The sequence below is a fragment of the Dyella sp. GSA-30 genome (assembly GCF_027924605.1).
Classification (GTDB): Bacteria; Pseudomonadota; Gammaproteobacteria; order Xanthomonadales; family Rhodanobacteraceae; genus GSA-30.
Genome location: NZ_AP027042.1, coordinates 4,675,296 through 4,691,410, shown reverse-complemented (window position 1 = coordinate 4,691,410; position 16,115 = coordinate 4,675,296). Strand labels below are relative to the sequence as shown.

Sequence of the window (16,115 nt, the reverse complement as noted above, 5' to 3'; positions counted from 1 at the left end):
GCTAAGTAGCGATGGGAGCAGGAGTCTCCTTGCGAGGTGGCGCCACAATCCAGATGACGACGGCCGAAACCAAAGTAAGAAGGGTGAACATCCACAAACGACACGTTGAGAGATCTTCGGGCGCTGGGGCAATCGCCGCCAGGCTGTAGGCGAGGTTCGATGCCGTGTGGAAGAGCATATTGGACAAGATACTTCGGCCGCCGCGGTGGTACGCCCAGGAAAACAGAAAGCGCATGGCGACCGTGGCGATGAAGAAGATATAGAACGGCGTATACCCCTGGATGGCGCCCTTGGTCACGATGAAGAACAAGGGCACGTGCCACAGTGCCCAGATCGAGCCGAGGATCGCGGTTGAAGTCTTCAGTGGCAGAAACGCATCGAGCTTATCCGACAGCAGTGTCCACCCATACTCCTCGGCCAGCGTCCCGCCCAGCACGAACAGAAACAGATAGCTCAGCGGGAAGTCCGCCAGGGTCATGGTGAAGTGCGGTGCCTGACCGATAAGTCGTGCATGGGTGAGCTCGACAATGATCGCCAGTATCGGCATCAGGAAGAAGGAAACCAGAAAGACGCTCCACCCCATTCGCGGGTCGAAACCGCGACGGAAAAAGCCGGTCATTCGGTGCAAGCCGCCATCGCTGTATGTCGTCACGGCTGCGCTTATGAACGGGCCGAATGAGCCAATGAACAACATGGGGATCAGGGGAAACGAAATGAGCTTCTTACTGATCAGCCAGGCGACCAGCCAGAACGCCCATGCGAACCCGAAGGCAACGGCCAGATAAAGCGTGATGGATCGCGAGTTTCGCATGACGCTATCCCTCTTCTCGTGACAATAAAAGCAGTCAAGATCTGTTTGAGATGGCCCAATGAATACTCGCTTGTCGATGGTGACGCCATGGCCGTTTTGGCACGGTCGCAGTGGCTCAGGGGCGGTGTGAGCGAGATCGCGGTTTCTGCGTGGACAGGTGTCGAAATTTTTTGCGGTTAGATGATCGTGATCGGTGGATGATATTCGCGCACTCGGTCCAACGTCTGTACGTGTGGTTGTCCGCTTTCGACCCAGGGCGGATATGTTCCAAACAGAAATGGAAGCCATACGCTCAAGAGGCCGGCATTGTCGATCAGCTTGAGATCACACTTGATCGAGAAGGTCGAAAGCCTTGTCGATGTGGTAAGTCAATGGATGTGCGGCTTCATCCTGTCGCCAGTTGTCTTTGGCGATCCTTAGCGCGCCGATGGCGATCATCGCGGCAAGGCGCAGCGTGGGACGCCGAGTCGGGTCGGGCCACTTCTCGTACATGGCATCTGCCAGCAACTCTTCCATTTGCACCAGCAGTGCCTCTTTACGCAGCCGAAGCGTTTCGATGGAACGCAGGATGCGGTCCGCTACGATGGACTCCTTGGTCTCGTATGCCGAGGCAAGCGACAGGAACGTTTTTCGCGCGGCATTCATAGGCGACAGCTTGGGCGACTGCTTCAGGAATGTGGGTCGCAAAGCGATCGGGAACTTGCCGCTCTCGTGCGCCATGAGCACATCCTCCTTCGACTTCAGATAGGAGAAGAAGGTGCGCCGCGAGATACCCGATGCCGCCGCGATCGCGTCGAGCGTCGTTGCCTCATAACCGTTTTCGGCAAAAAGCTTCAGGCCGGTGTCGGCGATCCGATCGAGCATCAACTGTCGTTTGCGTTCACGCAGGTCGTTGGGGGCCTTTTCCAGGCTGGGCATAGTCGTGACTTCGGCGATGGTGAGTTTCGTCCCCAGTTTATCTTGCTCTTGACATGAATTGCACTGGGTGCAATAAATGCACTAAGTGCAATACTGTGCACTCAGTGCAATCCATTGGAGAGCTCCATGGCAACATCGAAGGTCTGGTTCATTACGGGGGCATCGCAGGGTTTCGGTCGGGTCTGGACCGAGGCTGCGTTGAAACGCGGGGACAGGGTGGTCGCTACCGCGCGAAACCCGCGAGCGCTGGATGAAGTTGCAGGGACTTATGGGGATGCCGTCCTGGTGCTTCCGTTGGACGTGACTGACCGCGATGCGGTGTTCCAGAGCATCGGACAGGCACAACGGCACTTCGGCCGCCTCGATGTCGTCCTGAGCAACGCCGGCTATGGCTATATGGGCGCGATCGAAGAATTGCAGCCGGAGCAGATCAAGGCCAGCTTCGATACCAATGTCTTTGGCACACTTTCGGTGCTCCAGGCGGCGCTGCCGATCCTGCGGGCGCAGGGCAGCGGCCATATTCTGACCGTATCGAGCATTGGTGGCATCATCGGTTTTCCAACCGGCGGCACGTACACCGCTACCAAATTCGCGGTCGAGGCAATGTCCGAAGCGCTCGCTGCTGAAGTGGCCGCATTCGGCATCAAAGTCACCATCATCGAGCCGGGTCATTTCACCACCGGATTTCGCGCAGCGGTGCAATCGCCACCGCCCATCGATGCTTACAACGCGATACGTCAGGCGATTCGTTCGTCATTCAAGCCCGAAGACTTCGGCGATCCGGCGGCTACTGCCGCGGCGATCTTCAAAGCCGTGGATGCCGATGAGCCACCGCTTCGCCTGGCACTCGGCTCGACCACGATCGCGAAATTCAAGGCGGTCTACCAGTCGCGCCTGAGCAACTGGGAAAAATGGGAAGCCGTATCCAATGCGGCCCAGGGACGCCAGCACGCGTAAGTCGACATGTCCGAAACGATCCCATGGAGATTTTTCAGATGAAGCTTCTGCTGCTGGGCGCTACAGGTCTCGTGGGGAGTCATGTACTGACTCTGGCATTGTCAGGCAGCACCTTTTCCGAGGTCGTGGCGCCGACTCGGCAGCCGCTTGAACCGAACGACAAACTGGTAAACCCCATCGCGTCACGGTTGGAGACGCTGTTGCCGGCATTGATGTCCCATCCGCCCGACGCCGTCATCTGTGCCTTGGGGACAACTCAGGCGAAAGCAGGGTCGAAGCAAGCGTTTCGATATGTCGACCACGATCTGCCCATTGCCTTCGGCAAGGCAGCATACGCGGAGGGCGTGGAAACATACGCCATGGTGACCGCCATGGGTGCGTCGTTCGGTTCAAGGAGCTTCTATTACCGGACCAAAGGAGAGGTGGAACGGGACATCCAGAAAATCGGCTTCCGGTCTCTGACAATCTGCAGGCCCAGCCTTATTGGCGGAGAACGCAAGGAGACACGACGCCTCGAGAGTGCTGCGCTCGCTTTGGCCGGAGTTTTGGCTCCGATTCTTCCAAAGAAGTTTCGCGTCAATCCGGCCCAGGTCATCGCGGGTTCGTTGCTCAATGCGGCCATCGCGGCAAAGACTGGGTGTCACTGGATCCATGCCGAAGAAATGAGCTGAAAAGTGCGAGATGTCGTGGCTACGCATTGAGCGAGGAGTTCGCTTGCCTCACCGCGGCCTCAATGCGCCGTCGGAATGCGGATCGGTGGTTTCTCTAAAAATTCGCTCTGCCCCTATGGATTTCAACTGAGATTTCAGTCGCGTTCGCCACTCCTGATTGACCTAAGAAAGCCGATCACCAACGTGGAATTACCTTGCGAAACCAACTGCTGTGCGGTTAAGCCTCCGAGTTCTCGAATAGGCACGGACCGATACCACGCTTCGATACAAGCGGTGTCGTTTTCGATGGACAAAGCCAGTCGCCATATGTGGATCGAGGCGAGGTCGGGCGGTCGTCGCTCGAATAAGCTGTTGACTGGCTGTGACGATCGCTGCATGCCATCGTTCCTCTTGCCCATGTTCAATTTCAATGAATTCACGTGGCGATGCGCCGCTCGGGTAGTGAAAAAAGATCTATCCCAGCGCGTCAGGCAAGTAGTTTTCGATACTGGATAAAAGGTGAGCGATCAGCCATGCGGTCATACAGTTGCATGGCGTTGTGGTTGGATTCGTGCGTCTGCCAGTACACACGGGGCGCTCCACGACGCTTGGCATCTTCATAGACATGTTCGATCAGTGCGCGACCAATGCCGTCGCCCCGCGCATCCTCAGCCACAAACAGGTCCTGAAGATAGCAGTCGTCACCCGCGGTCCACGTCGATCGATGGTAGATCGAATGCACAAGTCCTGATGCTCGGTCATTCACCATGGCGAGCGCTGCATGCATCGGTTCCATCGGGTCCAGGAACCGCGCCCAGGTCTGGTGAGTCACGGACTCCTGGATGTCGACGTCATAAAATCGCTGATACCCTTTCCAAAGCGGAAGCCAAATATCAAAGTCGCAGACATCGATGGCTTTGATCTTGATGGGTCTCATGGCACGCTCCTGAAGTTAGGGCAGATGCTCTTCAACTCGCTCGTGCGTTTCGCGGATCATGGAGGCATATCCCACGCCGCTGAAGTTCATCGTCGCGAGTGCTTTGTCCCTTGCCAGGACCGCCTGGTCCGTGTCGAGAAATGCAGTGGCCTGCACGGAAAGAAATTGCAGGGTCTTCAGCCCGATGCTTGCGAGTACGACTGCCAGGTAGGGCGTGAGAAAATCGGGCTGATTAGCCCGATCACCGCTAAACACACCGCCGGAAGCGATGCCGACAAACACGGGGCGATCCTTGAGCATTCCTACCTTCCCGGCGGGCGTCGACATGAATGTGCGACCGGCGCGAAGGATCTGGTCGATCCACGCCTTGAGGACCGACGGAACGGTGAGGTTGTTCATGGGCGTTCCAATGACAATCACATCGGCCGCCTCGACTTCCTGGATAAGCATCTCGGAAAGCTCCAGCGCGCCCTTCAACGGGGACGCCAAGGTAGCTGGCGACGACAAGGTCGTCGCGTAGTCGGGCGAAGCGTGCGGCAGCGGAGCTGAGGCAAAGTCTCGCCGCGTGATATTCGCGCCGGGTGCAGCCTCAAGAATCTTTCCGACAATCGCCGCTGAAAGCTGGCGACTGTGCGATTCCGGACGTGGACTGCAGTCAATGTGGAGGATATTCATGCTCAAATAAAGTCCAGAACATCGTCCACCGGTCGGCGCGGCTTCTGCGCCCAATTCCCTGGGCGTTCCGGCCCAATGGACAACAACATGATCGGCACTTCGTCGCTGCTCAGCCCAAACTGCTGGTGCACCGCTTCGGCATCGAATCCGATCATCGGCGTCGAACCCAGACCCAGCGAGCGGGCCGCATAGATCATGGCCGCTGCGCCGAAGGTGCCGGTACGTACGGCTTCGTCCCGCTGGCGCTGCGGGTAGGCCATGTATAGATCACGCGCGGGTATTTCCCATTCCGGCACCATCTTTTCCGGCATCACACCCGCTGCCACCAACGGCGCCAGGCGATCCGGTATGACACTGGAATCGGCTAACTGACCGCAGACAATGAAGGTGACAGCCGCGTCGGTGATCGCCGGCTGGTTCCAGGCGATCGGACTCAGTCGCGCCTTGGCTTCCGGGGTACGCACGGCGATAAAGCGCCAGTTCTGCAAGTGGAAGGATGTCGGCGCACTGGTGCCGATTCGCACCAGATCACGGATCTGGTCGTCGCTCAACGCGGCGGTAGGATCGTAATACTTCGCAGCACTGCGGCTCAGGATGCATTCGATGACGGCGTTGGTCATGGTGGTGCCTATGTGTGAAAAAGCAGGTTATGGAATCGGCGGAGGGGGCAGCTTTACCCGCACTCTCAAGCTTTCATGGACGAATACGGATGATCGTCTTGCCCTTGGGGCGCTCGGCCAGGTTGAAGGCGGCGACTGCGTCGTCGAGCGTCGCGACGTTGCCGATATTCATGCGCAGTCGTCCGTCACGTACGCGCTGTGCCAGCTGACTCAGTTGGGCGCGATCGGACTCGACAACGAAGTCGATCGTCCGGCCATTGACGGGGCGCGCTTCGATCGGGCCGGCGATAGTCACCAGCGTTCCTCCGGTTCGGATCACGCTCACGGACCGCTTCGCGATGTCGCCGCCGAGAACATCGAAAACCAGATCGACGCGACCGATATCTTCCAGTGCGTCGTTATCGAGGTCGACGAACTCCTGGGCACCGAATTCGAGCGCTGCCTGTCTACTTGCGCCGCGCCCAGTGCCGATGACATACGCGCCGGCTTCGCGAGCGAGCTGGACAGCCATCGAGCCGACCACGCCGGCGGCGCCATGCACAAGAACGGTCTGCCCCATACCGAGGCGACCGTGTTCGAACAGCCCTTGCCATGCGGTGAGCCCGGGCATCACGAGCGCAGCGCCCACCGTAAAGTCGACATCCCCAGGCAACGGGGCGAGATTGCGTGCTTCGATGGCGATGTACTCCGCCAGCGTTCCGTCGCGAGTCCAATCCGTGAGGCCGAACACGCGCTGTCCTACCGACAGCCCCGTCGTCCCGTAACCAAGCGCAGTGACCACGCCGGCCAGCTCATGGCCAGGGATGGACGGTGTCCGGTCACGGTCGAGACGATCGGTCCAGGTCGGGGGCCATGTCAGCTCGTCTGCGGTAAATCCCGATGCGTGCACCTGCACGATGACATCGTTTATCGCTGCCTGTGGCTGCGGCCGTTCCACCAGTTTCATTCCGGCCGTTCCCGCAGCCTGATCGGTTACCACGATTGCTTTCATAGACATTGCCTCCCGTCAGGCTGGCCCAGGTGTCAGCACAGCGGATGCCAGCGCAGTTAAAAAAACCTCTTAAAAACGGAGGTGGTCAGTCACGTTGAGAGCGCATGCTGCGTCACTGCAGGTACATTGAGAAGAACCAAAAAGATGATCGGCGGATGTACCATGAGGCATGGGATACGCGCTGCACATCAGGATCGACCGGTCCGCCAAAACCACTTTGGCAGAGCAGATCTGCCGGGGTGTCATTGCATCGATCAGGAGCGGCGTGCTTGGCCCGGGCGCAAGACTGCCGTCGTGGATAACACTGGCTGCGCAATTGGGCGTGGCCAGGGGTACGGTCAAGGCCGCTTATGAGCGCCTCATCGACGAGCAGATCGTCGTCACTTCACGATCGGGTGGCACCCGGGTGGCCCCACACCCCGCCGTTGCCGCTCAGGCGATGTCCTCGCAAGAAACAGACACGCCGCCTGCGCTGTACGATCACTTGCTCGGCGGCCCTGGCATCTTTCGGATGGGAGTGCCGCCTTCGGCCGGTCTTCCCGCGAGCGTCCTGGCGCGCTTGCGTATGCAGGCCGCGCGGATGGAAGTGGATGCGCCTGCGGTGTATCCGGATCCGCGCGGGGAAGCGGTTCTCCGGCGAGCCATTGCTGCGCATGTTGCGCTCGCGCGTGGTCTCGAGTGCAGTCCATCCCAGATATTCATTACCGCGGGTTTCGCCGGTGCCTTGGGCATGACCTTGCGCGTACTCGACGCGAAAGGTCGTCAAGCCTGGGTTGAAGACCCCGGTTTCTTTCAGAGCCGCATGGCGCTCGAGTTCGCCGGCCTCGTCCCTGTCGGTATTCCGGTAGACAACGAAGGGATGGATGTTCGTCGTGGCATCGAGCTATCGCCCGACGCAGCCCTCGCACTGGTGACGGCGGGACAGCAGGCGCCTCTGGGTGGAACGTTATCGCTCAACCGGCGACACGAGTTGATCGCGTGGGCCGCGCGTACCGGGGCATGGATTATCGAGGATGACTACCTCGGCGAGCTTCAGCTCACGCGGCGGGCCGCCCCGGCATTGGCATCGTTGGATCGTACTGGGCGGGTGATCCATATCGGATCCTTCAGCAAGACCATAAGCCCTGCACTCAGGCTTGGTTTCGTCGTGGCTCCGCCAGCCCTGGTAGCTCAATTTGCCCAGGCAACCCTGTACTTTGGATCGGCACCAGGCCCGGCCGTACAACGGGCGACTGCGCAGTTCATGCAGGACGGGCATTACATGAGGCATCTGGGCCGGTTGAAGCGAATCTGCGCCGCGAGAGGCGAGATGCTGAGAACCGTCTTGGGACGGATGGGATATCGCGTGCACATCGGCGGCCTGGCCGTGGTCATGTATCTGCCTAGTGGCGTGTCCGACACGGCGGTATGCCGCAAGGCGCTTGAACTCGGCATGGCACCGTCGCCGCTGTCGGCCTGGTTCGCTCCGGGTACAAATGCAGAGTCGGGATTGTTGCTTGGCGTTGCCACGGTCAGCGAAGACCAGATTCCAGCCGCCTGCGAACAGCTCGATAAGCTGATCCGTACATCCGCATAGCGTTTGGCAAATCCTGGTACATCGAAGATTGACGTTCTTGGTTCTTTTTTTGCGTCCGAGCCGGTGGAATATTGCCGCCGTACTCGTCGTCGACAGCAATGACATTGCGCTGAGATCAAAACATCTTTGCGTGAAATCGAGTTGCGGTCCGCCAAGCCTTCGAAGTTCACGCGCTAAAGTTCAGGTGCAAGAAGATCGACATGGAACCCTCTCTGCAGATCGGCGACAGGATCACCGACAAATCAACCGTGCCTGATGACAGCGCCGTCCGCCACTGGACTGGGCCGAAAGCGTTCGCGCATTGGACCGAGTTGCGCAACTGGATAGAGGCGTTCTACCCCGGCGTTTTTTCGCCCGATTGGCTGTATGGCGGCAAGAAACGCGGTTGGTCTCTGCGCTACAAGAAGACCAGGGCGTTCTGTACGCTCCTGCCGGAATACCGGCGGCTCTCGGTTCTCGTGGTTCTGGGTGGCGCGGAGAGAGAAAAGTTCGAGGAGCGGCGTTATGCGTGGCGCCCACAGTTGGTCAAGCATTATGACGAAGCTCCCGCATACCCTGACGGGAAATGGCTGACGCTCGCGATCTCGTCTGCAGCCGATCGGCATGATGTGACGGATCTTTTGAGCATGAAGCGCCCGCCAACGTCTCGTCATTGAATATCACGTGTTGGTCGCGTCTCGCTCGCTTTTCATCCGCGGCTGAAAACTTTTTACCTGAAGCGACAACGCAGGTTTATTTATCGTGCACCAAGTCGACTGGCTGAGTCATTTTTTGCGAATGATCACCCTCACTGGTCAGTTGGAGGTTCACTGCGTCTACGGTGCACCCTGGCGCGTCGTCTGGCCGCAGTCTGCGATGCATGAGATTCCCTACCACGTCGTTCTCAAGGGTCGGGCCATCATTGAGGATCCAGAGACCGGAACGACCAGGGAACTGGCGGGTGGAGAGATCGTGCTGTTGCCTCATGGGGCGGCGCACGTGCTGCACGATGGCAGCGGACATGCGCCGCGTCCCACCCATAGACATCGCAGTTCCGGCGGATGGACGCGGAGCGAAAATGACGGGCAGGGCGAGAGCCTGGATATGTTGTGCGGGCGATTCTTCATCGAACCACCCCACGACCGGTTGATCCGCAACTATCTGCCCCGATCCCTGACGGTACGAGCCACGGACAGCCATGACGAAGCAGGCGTCATGTCTACGTCCAACCATCTGGCCAGTCTCGTGGGACTGATGCGTCTGGAATCGGAGGGCGACAAGCTCGGCGGGCAAGTGATCTTCAACTCGCTTAGCTTGGCGCTGTTCACGCTGGCACTTCGTGCGGCCAGCGAATCCGAGCAAGTGCCAGCGGGCTTGTTATCGCTTGCTGGTCATCCACGTCTGGCGCCTGCCATTTCAGCCATGTTCGCCGATCCGATTCGAGCCTGGACCCTGCCTGATCTGGCTGATTTGTGCAGCATGTCACGCGCGACCTTCATGCGGCATTTTCAAGACAAGCTCGGTCGCTCGGCCATGGAGCTGCTGACCGATATTCGGATGAGCATGGCGGCCAACGAGCTAAAAAAACCAGCGATGACTACCGAGGCCGTGGCTGACACGGTTGGTTACCGATCCGTAGCGGCTTTCCGCCGTGCATTCGCCGACAAGATGGGGATGACGCCAGGGCAGTGGCGTCGCCTCGCCCGCGGCAGCGAGCAACTCGGCGTGACGGTCTGAATAAGACAACGCCAGATGCGCCCTCGTCGTCGTGATCCTTTTCAGCCTGATCTTATCTGGCCTGATCCTATCTCGCATTTTATTGAGCTGCGACAGTCTCGAAAACGGTAATGGCCAAGCCTAACGTAGCGACCTATCAAAGCCACCTGATGAAAGGGCCGCAACATGAGCCGTATCGCTATTCCCGCCATCGAGTCCGCCACCGGTGCCACAGCCGATGTCTACGCTCGCGTCAAGAAGATCGCTGGTGGTCGTGTCCCGAACACATATGCAGCGCTTGGCTATGTCGCTCCGTCCTCTTTTGAGGTGTTTCTCGATGCGCACGCCGCTTTGGCACAGGGCAGTCTGAGTCAGCAGGAACTTCAAACCATCAAGTTGTTGGTCAGCGTCATAGCGGGTTGCGATGTCTGCGTAGCCGCCCATAGCTTGCTGGGCAGGATGGCTGGCTTGTCGGTCGATGCCTTGCGAGCCATTCGCGCGGGAACGCCTACAGGTGACGCCAGGCGTGATGCCCTGGTGCGTTTTGTGTCGGTTCTGCAGACCAGCAGCGGCTCGATCAGCCAAGGCGAGTTCGCGGCCATTCGTGCGGTTGGCTACACCGATACCCAGCTCGCAGAGATCTCGCTAGCCATCGGTCTCATCACTTTCACCAACACCTTCAATCGCATCAACGACACCGACGTCGACTTTCCACCTATGGAGTGAACCGCGTTGCCGCTTGAGCATCGCGTCAGGCATCCAGGTTTCGCCCGATTTCCCCAGGCCTTGCATGGCGATGGCTATGCATGGAGCGGAGCCACGCGGGTGCACGAATCCGTCTTCCCATACCGAGAGCAATCATGAGCATCGAAACAAGTAAGACTAACGCCGTCATCGAATGCATTCTAAGCCGCAGTGCTGCGAAGTATTACGATCCTACCGCCACGTTGAGCGACGACCAGATCCGCGATCTGGTGCGAATCGGCACCAGTGCGCCGACATCCTTCCACTTGCAGAACTGGCGCTTTATCGCCGTGCGTACCCCGGAAGCCAAGGCGCGACTAAGTCCGATCGCCTGGAATCAGCCGGCGATCACCGACGCGGCCGTCACCTTCATTGTCTGCGGCCAGTTAGCCGATTCCAGTGTCATACCGGATCGTCTGGCGCCATTGGTCGCAGCGGGTGTGATGCCGGCGACGATGGTGCGGGAATGGGAAATGCCTGCGCGCGATCTTTACATGGACTACCCGCAGCGCCAGCGGGATGAAGCTGTGCGTACCGGCACCTTCGGCGCAGCGGCCATGATCTATGCGGCCCGTTCGCTGGGCCTGGGTTCGACGCCGATGATCGGATTCGATGCAGACGCCGTACACCGCGAATTCGGGCTGGCCGCAGACGAAGTGCCGGTCATGCTGTTGTCGATCGGACCGGAACGCCAGGGCAACTGGGCGCAGAAGCCGCGCCGACCTGTGGCCGAGGTGTTGGATTTCGTATAAGCGCGCCAGGGCGAAGTGATCTCGCCGAGCGAGCCTCCGATTCTGATGAAACCCCAAGGTACGTGCTACCTGAAAGCCCGAACCACTTCGCTCCAACACTTGGCCGCGAAGTAAATCAAGGGAATAGGCCATTGCGGACTTTTCCCTTTCAGTCAAACAAGCCACTTAAGGAATACTACGATGACAAGAACCATCCCCCTGACCCTGGACCAGGTGCCAGACGCTTCAAAGCCGACACTCGAGACGTTCACCAAGAATATCGGTTTCACTCCAAACATGATGGCGGCCTTTGCGCAGAGCCCGATTGCGTTCAATGCATGGGCCAATCTGCTTGGGGCGCTGAGCAAGTCGCTTGATGTAAAAACGCGCGACAGTATCGGCCTTGCTGTGTCCGAAGTAAACGGCTGCAACTACTGCCTCACGGTTCATAGCTTCACGGCCGAGCACATGGCGAAACTCCCCGCCGATGAAATCATCCTTGCGCGAAAGGGTCGTGCAAGTGATACAAAGCGCGACGCCGCTATCCAATTTGCGCGCAAGGTCATCGAAACCCGCGGCCAGGTCAGTGATGCCGATCTGAAAGCCGTTCGTGATGCCGGTTACACGGAAGCGAACATCATCGAGATCGTCGCTCTGGTGGCCATGTACACGCTGACCAATTTTTTCAATAACGTGTTTGATCCGGAGAAAGACTTTCCCGCAGTTGCGCCGGCGGGGACGATTTAAACTCCGAGCGATCGCGTCGACCTTGGAGTGGTAATCGACGCGGTCGCAGTGCCAAAGCCCGGCGGTAACCAGGAAGAACTCTTGGTAACATGCCCGGGCTTTGTGTGCGAGCCGACGAACCCGGGAGAAGAAAAATGACAGTGAACCATCCCATCTTTGCGCGCTGGCCGGCGCAGCATCCTGAGCGACTTCAGCTTTTCTCGCTGCCGACGCCTAACGGCGTGAAGATCGGCATCATGCTTGAAGAAACGGGCTTGGCTTATGAGCCGCATCGCATCGATATCATGGCGAACGAGAATCGTGACCCTGCCTTCATCGCACTCAACCCGAATGGCAAGATCCCGGCAATCTACGATCCCGATGGCCCGGGCGGTCGGCCTCTGGCGTTGTTTGAATCAGGGGCGATCCTGATCTACCTGGCGGACAAGACGGGACAGTTCCTATCCAACGATCTCAGCACCCGGTATGAAACGATCCAGTGGGTGATGTGGCAGATGGGTGGCGTCGGGCCCATGTTCGGCCAGGTCGGTTTCTTCAACAAATTTGCCGGCAAAGCCTATGAAGACAAGCGACCGCTGGAACGCTACGCCACCGAATCGGCACGATTGCTCGGTGTTCTCGATGAACGCCTCGCCGGCCGGGATTGGGTGATGGGGGCGGAGTACAGCATTGCCGATATTTCATTGATCGGCTGGGTGCGCAATCTGATCGGTTTTTACGAAGCGCGTGAACTTGTCGGTTTCGACCGTTTTCATCATGTGCAGGCGTGGCTCGATCGCGGGCTCGCGCGCCCGGGAGTACAACGCGGGCTGCTGGTGACGGCGGCCTAGTAATCACTGAATTAAGCGGGTTGAATAAGCGAGTCGGATTGATTTTGCAGGGCCGACGGCCCGTAGACCTCTGAGAATTTGCTCTGATCCGTTTGTTTTTGCGATTGCAGTTTGGCTTCTGTATAGCCAAGCTTCGAAGGTCCGCTTTCGACCCAGAACGGGCACGGCATAGTTACCACGAGGAGACGATGATGCCGACTTCCGAGACTGACAAGGATCGCAAGGCCGTCGTACGCCATCCGGCCAAACGAGCCGCCGCAAAAAATAAAAGCGCCACGCCATTGCCTGAAGCGATGACCGGCCGGGCCAGTCCCGCAAAAGCCGCGGACGGCGACAAGCCGGTATTCGCATACATCGCCAGCCTGCCGCAACCCCAGCGTGAGATCGCCGAACGAGTGGATGCGTTGGCGGCCAAGACGTTGCAGGGGCTTAAGCGCTCTGTCAAATGGGGCATATCGTGGTACGGCGTTGGCGATGGCTGGTGCTTCTGTTGTGGCGCCTTCGCTGGCCACGTCAAGCTGATGTTCGTGAACGGCACGATGCTCGTGCCCGTGCCGCCCGTAACTCCCATCGGCATGGGCAAGGCTACGAGGGGCGTCGAGCCCAAATCATTGAGTGATCTCGACGAGCGCCAGATCGTCGCCTGGATGAAGCAAGCCACCGCGGTGCCTGGCGTCGGAAAGAGGCGTTAGTCGTTGAAAATAGACGGGTCGAAATAGACGGGTCGGATTGATTTTCCAGGCCGACCTCCGGTCGACCCCTGAAAATTCGCTCTGACCCGTTTGTTTTCCTGCCGGACCTACCGCTGCCTCGCGCGTTACCTGTTGCAACCGCCGGGACAGAACGCGGATCAGGCGCGCTGGCCGCCAGACGCTGTGATCCGTTCGCCGGTCACCCAAGCGGAGTCGTCAGAGGCCAGAAACAGAGCGACGCGCGCGATATCTTCCGGCATGCCTGGGCGACCGAACGGGATGGTGGCGACGACAGCTTCGACGGCTTCCTGTGGCCAACCCAGAGCTGCGATGCCTTCGGTGATGGTGGCCCCCGGTGCGATGCTGTTGACGCGAATCTTCTTCGGCGCGAGCTCTACCGAAGTCACGCGCGTAACAGAGTCGACGGCGCTCTTGGACGCAGCATAGATGACCGAGTTGGGCATGAAGCCGACGCTGGCGATGGAACTGATGTTGATGATGCTGCCGCCGTTCGGGCCGAAGTACTTCGCCGCCTCTTGTGTCGCAGTGATGAGGCCGAGCACGTTGGTGTTGAACTCACGATGGAATTCCTGCTCCGTCGCGTCCTGCAAGGGGCTGAAGGCGAAAACACCCGCATTGTTTACCAGGATGTCCAGCGTGCCGAAGGCGCGCTTCGACTCTTCGAACAATCGCTGGATATCGGTGGTCTTGGAGAAGTCGGCATGGATGGCCACGGCCTTGCCGCCGGAATTCTTGATCTCGGCGACCAACGCGTTCGCGGCGTCTTTGCTGGTCGAGTAGTTCACAACGACCGATGCGCCGGACTTGGCGAACAACTTGGCGATTCCGGCACCGATACCCTTCGATGCGCCTGTAACAATGGCGACCTTGCCAGTAAGTGAAGTCATGGATTTGTATCCCGGTTTGATGGCGCCTCATTGGCGTCTGGATGAACTGTCGTCGATCGATGGGGGCGTGAGTAGGCGCGCCGACGACTAAGACTTATTCGTCAGATGAATGCCTTCCTGCGCTCAAACTGGGCGAACATGTCAAACAGGGCCGTCGATGAAATGGATGAATCGTCCACATCCGAGCAGGCCCTATCCCCACGGATTCGCAGAACCGTGACCTTCATTTCAAGAGAAGCACTACATGACCAAATATGCGTTGTTTGTCCGTCTCGAAGCCAAGCCCGGCCGAGAGGCCGCCGTCGCCGCCTTCCTGGCCAGCGCACTGCCGCTTGCCAATGCAGAGCTGGGCACCGTCGTCTGGTTTGCGTTGCAGTTTGGCCCTTCGACGTTCGGCGTTTTTGACGCCTTCGCTGACGAAGAAGGTCGCCAGGCCCATCTGCGAGGCCCGATCGCGGCTGCGTTGATGGCTAACGCGGCTGACTTGCTCAGCGCACCACCGAGCATCGAGCAGATCGATCTGCTTGCGGCCAAACTGCCCGGCTAGCGGACGGCGCGCCGCATTGATGCGAACAGCTAGGGTGCATTCGCGGCATGCGTCGATCGAAACGCTACGAGTGCGTGATGCAAAGCTCGAAGCTTAGCGGCGAAGCTCCGCGATCAGATACTCGACGAGCGCGCGTGCCGAGGGCTTTGGTCGTCGGCCTGGCGTGAACATGCCGTGGGCTTCAACCTCGCCCATCTTCCAGTCGGGAAAAAGCTGAATCAACGCGCCGCTGGCGAGTTCGGCGCGGCAGCCCCATAGCGATGTATTTACAACGCCGATCCCCGCGACGGCGGCGGCTACCGCGGCTTCGTTATAGGACACGGTCAGCCGAGGATTGATGCGGGCCGACACGCTTTGGCCACCCTTCTGGAAGGACCATGTTCCGGAGCTGGTCCCTGCAGGCCCGACGATAGCCGCGTGGTCGGCCAGATCGGCGGGTACTTCGGGCGCACCATGCGTTTCCAGATAACTCGGCGACGCCGCAATCAATCGCGGCGTCCGACCGATGATGCGAGCGGTGGCGCTTGAATCGTCCAGGTCACCGAGTCGGAGTGCGACATCGGCACCTTCCTTGATGGTGTCTTGCCGTTGATCGCTCATCAACAAGCTGACGTTTAGCGAAGGGTGGCGCGTAAGAAAGCCCGGCATCAAGGGAATGATTTCGCGCACACCAAAGCTTGCAGGCATGGCAACGCGCAATGACCCGCGTAGCTCCTGCGATCCACGCGCAGAGTGATCGGCTTCCTCGAGCGACGACAGGATCGCTTCGACACGGGTCAGATAGTCGCTGCCGGCGTCGGTCAGCGTGACTGCGCGCGTCGTGCGGGTGACTAAGGCCGCGCCGACATCTTCTTCCAACGCCGCGATGATCCGCGATACTGACGGTTGTGAAACATCAAGCTCCCGCGCCGCCGCGGAAAAGCTTCCGGTGCGGGCAACGCGCACGAAAAGTCGGAGCGCCTGTAGCTTGTCGTTCATTGGCGAAGTGTGTCTTAGACCGGGCGACGGCGGCAAGCGGTTCGCTCAGTACGTGGACAAGCTGATTTTCCTGGGCCGCCGGCCCGTGATCCTATAAAGAGTTTGCTC

19 protein-coding genes are annotated in these 16,115 nt (G+C 59.2%); 11 read left to right on the top strand and 8 right to left on the bottom strand.

The features are described 5' to 3' along the window. Position 1: 1 nt before the first annotated feature. Positions 2-811 carry a CPBP family glutamic-type intramembrane protease gene (locus QMG46_RS20030; protein ID WP_281849641.1) on the bottom strand — a complete coding sequence of 270 codons (810 nt, stop codon included), beginning with the start codon at positions 809-811 and terminating at the stop codon, positions 2-4. Between the two features lie 324 nt (positions 812-1,135). After that, the gene (locus QMG46_RS20025) at positions 1,136-1,729 is read right to left on the bottom strand and encodes a TetR/AcrR family transcriptional regulator (RefSeq protein WP_281849640.1); all 594 of its coding nucleotides are present in this window, start codon (positions 1,727-1,729) and stop codon (positions 1,136-1,138) included. A 126-nt stretch (positions 1,730-1,855) separates the two neighbouring features. Between QMG46_RS20025 and QMG46_RS20020 the strand changes: the two genes are divergently transcribed. Further along, the gene (locus tag QMG46_RS20020; RefSeq protein WP_281849639.1) at positions 1,856-2,686 is read left to right on the top strand and encodes an SDR family NAD(P)-dependent oxidoreductase; all 831 of its coding nucleotides are present in this window, start codon (positions 1,856-1,858) and stop codon (positions 2,684-2,686) included. A gap of 38 nt (positions 2,687-2,724) precedes the next feature. Beyond that, the gene (locus QMG46_RS20015; protein ID WP_281849638.1) at positions 2,725-3,357 is read left to right on the top strand and encodes an NAD(P)H-binding protein; all 633 of its coding nucleotides are present in this window, start codon (positions 2,725-2,727) and stop codon (positions 3,355-3,357) included. Positions 3,358-3,823: 466 nt separating this feature from the next. On the opposite strand, the gene QMG46_RS20010 is transcribed toward QMG46_RS20015, so the two are convergent. The 4 genes from QMG46_RS20010 to QMG46_RS19995 all read right to left on the bottom strand — a co-directional run bounded on the left by QMG46_RS20010 (position 3,824) and on the right by QMG46_RS19995 (position 6,559). Further along, positions 3,824-4,273, bottom strand: coding sequence for a GNAT family N-acetyltransferase (locus tag QMG46_RS20010; RefSeq protein WP_281849637.1), 450 nt, complete (start codon positions 4,271-4,273; stop codon positions 3,824-3,826). Positions 4,274-4,288: 15 nt separating this feature from the next. Beyond that, a complete protein-coding gene (locus QMG46_RS20005; RefSeq protein ID WP_281849636.1) occupies positions 4,289-4,948 on the bottom strand; it encodes an FMN-dependent NADH-azoreductase in 660 nt (219 codons plus the stop codon). Positions 4,949-4,950: 2 nt separating this feature from the next. Beyond that, positions 4,951-5,568, bottom strand: a complete 618-nt coding sequence (locus tag QMG46_RS20000; RefSeq protein WP_281849635.1) for a nitroreductase family protein — start codon at positions 5,566-5,568, stop codon at positions 4,951-4,953. Between the two features lie 73 nt (positions 5,569-5,641). After that, positions 5,642-6,559, bottom strand: coding sequence for an NADP-dependent oxidoreductase (locus tag QMG46_RS19995; RefSeq protein ID WP_281849634.1), 918 nt, complete (start codon positions 6,557-6,559; stop codon positions 5,642-5,644). Between the two features lie 265 nt (positions 6,560-6,824). Between QMG46_RS19995 and QMG46_RS19990 the strand changes: the two genes are divergently transcribed. The 8 genes from QMG46_RS19990 (at position 6,825) to QMG46_RS19955 (ending at position 13,574) form a co-directional block, all read left to right on the top strand. Beyond that, positions 6,825-8,135: an aminotransferase-like domain-containing protein gene (locus QMG46_RS19990; RefSeq protein ID WP_281849633.1), complete on the top strand. Its 1,311-nt coding sequence runs from the start codon at positions 6,825-6,827 to the stop codon at positions 8,133-8,135. A gap of 200 nt (positions 8,136-8,335) precedes the next feature. After that, a complete protein-coding gene (locus QMG46_RS19985) occupies positions 8,336-8,791 on the top strand; it encodes a DUF3788 domain-containing protein (RefSeq protein ID WP_281849632.1) in 456 nt (151 codons plus the stop codon). An 85-nt stretch (positions 8,792-8,876) separates the two neighbouring features. Then, on the top strand, positions 8,877-9,851 hold the full coding sequence (locus QMG46_RS19980) for an AraC family transcriptional regulator (RefSeq protein WP_281849631.1): 975 nt from the start codon (positions 8,877-8,879) through the stop codon (positions 9,849-9,851). A 165-nt stretch (positions 9,852-10,016) separates the two neighbouring features. Next, the gene (locus QMG46_RS19975) at positions 10,017-10,556 is read left to right on the top strand and encodes a carboxymuconolactone decarboxylase family protein (RefSeq protein ID WP_281849630.1); all 540 of its coding nucleotides are present in this window, start codon (positions 10,017-10,019) and stop codon (positions 10,554-10,556) included. A gap of 134 nt (positions 10,557-10,690) precedes the next feature. Further along, positions 10,691-11,326, top strand: coding sequence for a nitroreductase family protein (locus tag QMG46_RS19970; RefSeq protein WP_281849629.1), 636 nt, complete (start codon positions 10,691-10,693; stop codon positions 11,324-11,326). Positions 11,327-11,506: 180 nt separating this feature from the next. After that, positions 11,507-12,052, top strand: coding sequence for a carboxymuconolactone decarboxylase family protein (locus QMG46_RS19965; RefSeq protein ID WP_281849628.1), 546 nt, complete (start codon positions 11,507-11,509; stop codon positions 12,050-12,052). A 134-nt stretch (positions 12,053-12,186) separates the two neighbouring features. After that, positions 12,187-12,882, top strand: coding sequence for a glutathione S-transferase N-terminal domain-containing protein (locus tag QMG46_RS19960; protein ID WP_281852935.1), 696 nt, complete (start codon positions 12,187-12,189; stop codon positions 12,880-12,882). Between the two features lie 191 nt (positions 12,883-13,073). Then, positions 13,074-13,574 (top strand): DUF1801 domain-containing protein, encoded by a 501-nt coding sequence (locus QMG46_RS19955; protein WP_281849627.1) that lies wholly within the window; start codon positions 13,074-13,076, stop codon positions 13,572-13,574. Positions 13,575-13,732: 158 nt separating this feature from the next. On the opposite strand, the gene QMG46_RS19950 is transcribed toward QMG46_RS19955, so the two are convergent. Next, on the bottom strand, positions 13,733-14,482 hold the full coding sequence (locus QMG46_RS19950; protein ID WP_281849626.1) for an SDR family NAD(P)-dependent oxidoreductase: 750 nt from the start codon (positions 14,480-14,482) through the stop codon (positions 13,733-13,735). 244 nt (positions 14,483-14,726) lie between these two features. Between QMG46_RS19950 and QMG46_RS19945 the strand changes: the two genes are divergently transcribed. Next, a complete protein-coding gene (locus tag QMG46_RS19945) occupies positions 14,727-15,029 on the top strand; it encodes a putative quinol monooxygenase (RefSeq protein WP_281849625.1) in 303 nt (100 codons plus the stop codon). A 93-nt stretch (positions 15,030-15,122) separates the two neighbouring features. Here the strand turns inward: QMG46_RS19945 and QMG46_RS19940 are convergent, their stop codons facing one another. Then, on the bottom strand, positions 15,123-16,007 hold the full coding sequence (locus QMG46_RS19940; RefSeq protein ID WP_281849624.1) for a LysR family transcriptional regulator: 885 nt from the start codon (positions 16,005-16,007) through the stop codon (positions 15,123-15,125). Positions 16,008-16,115 lie beyond the last annotated feature (108 nt).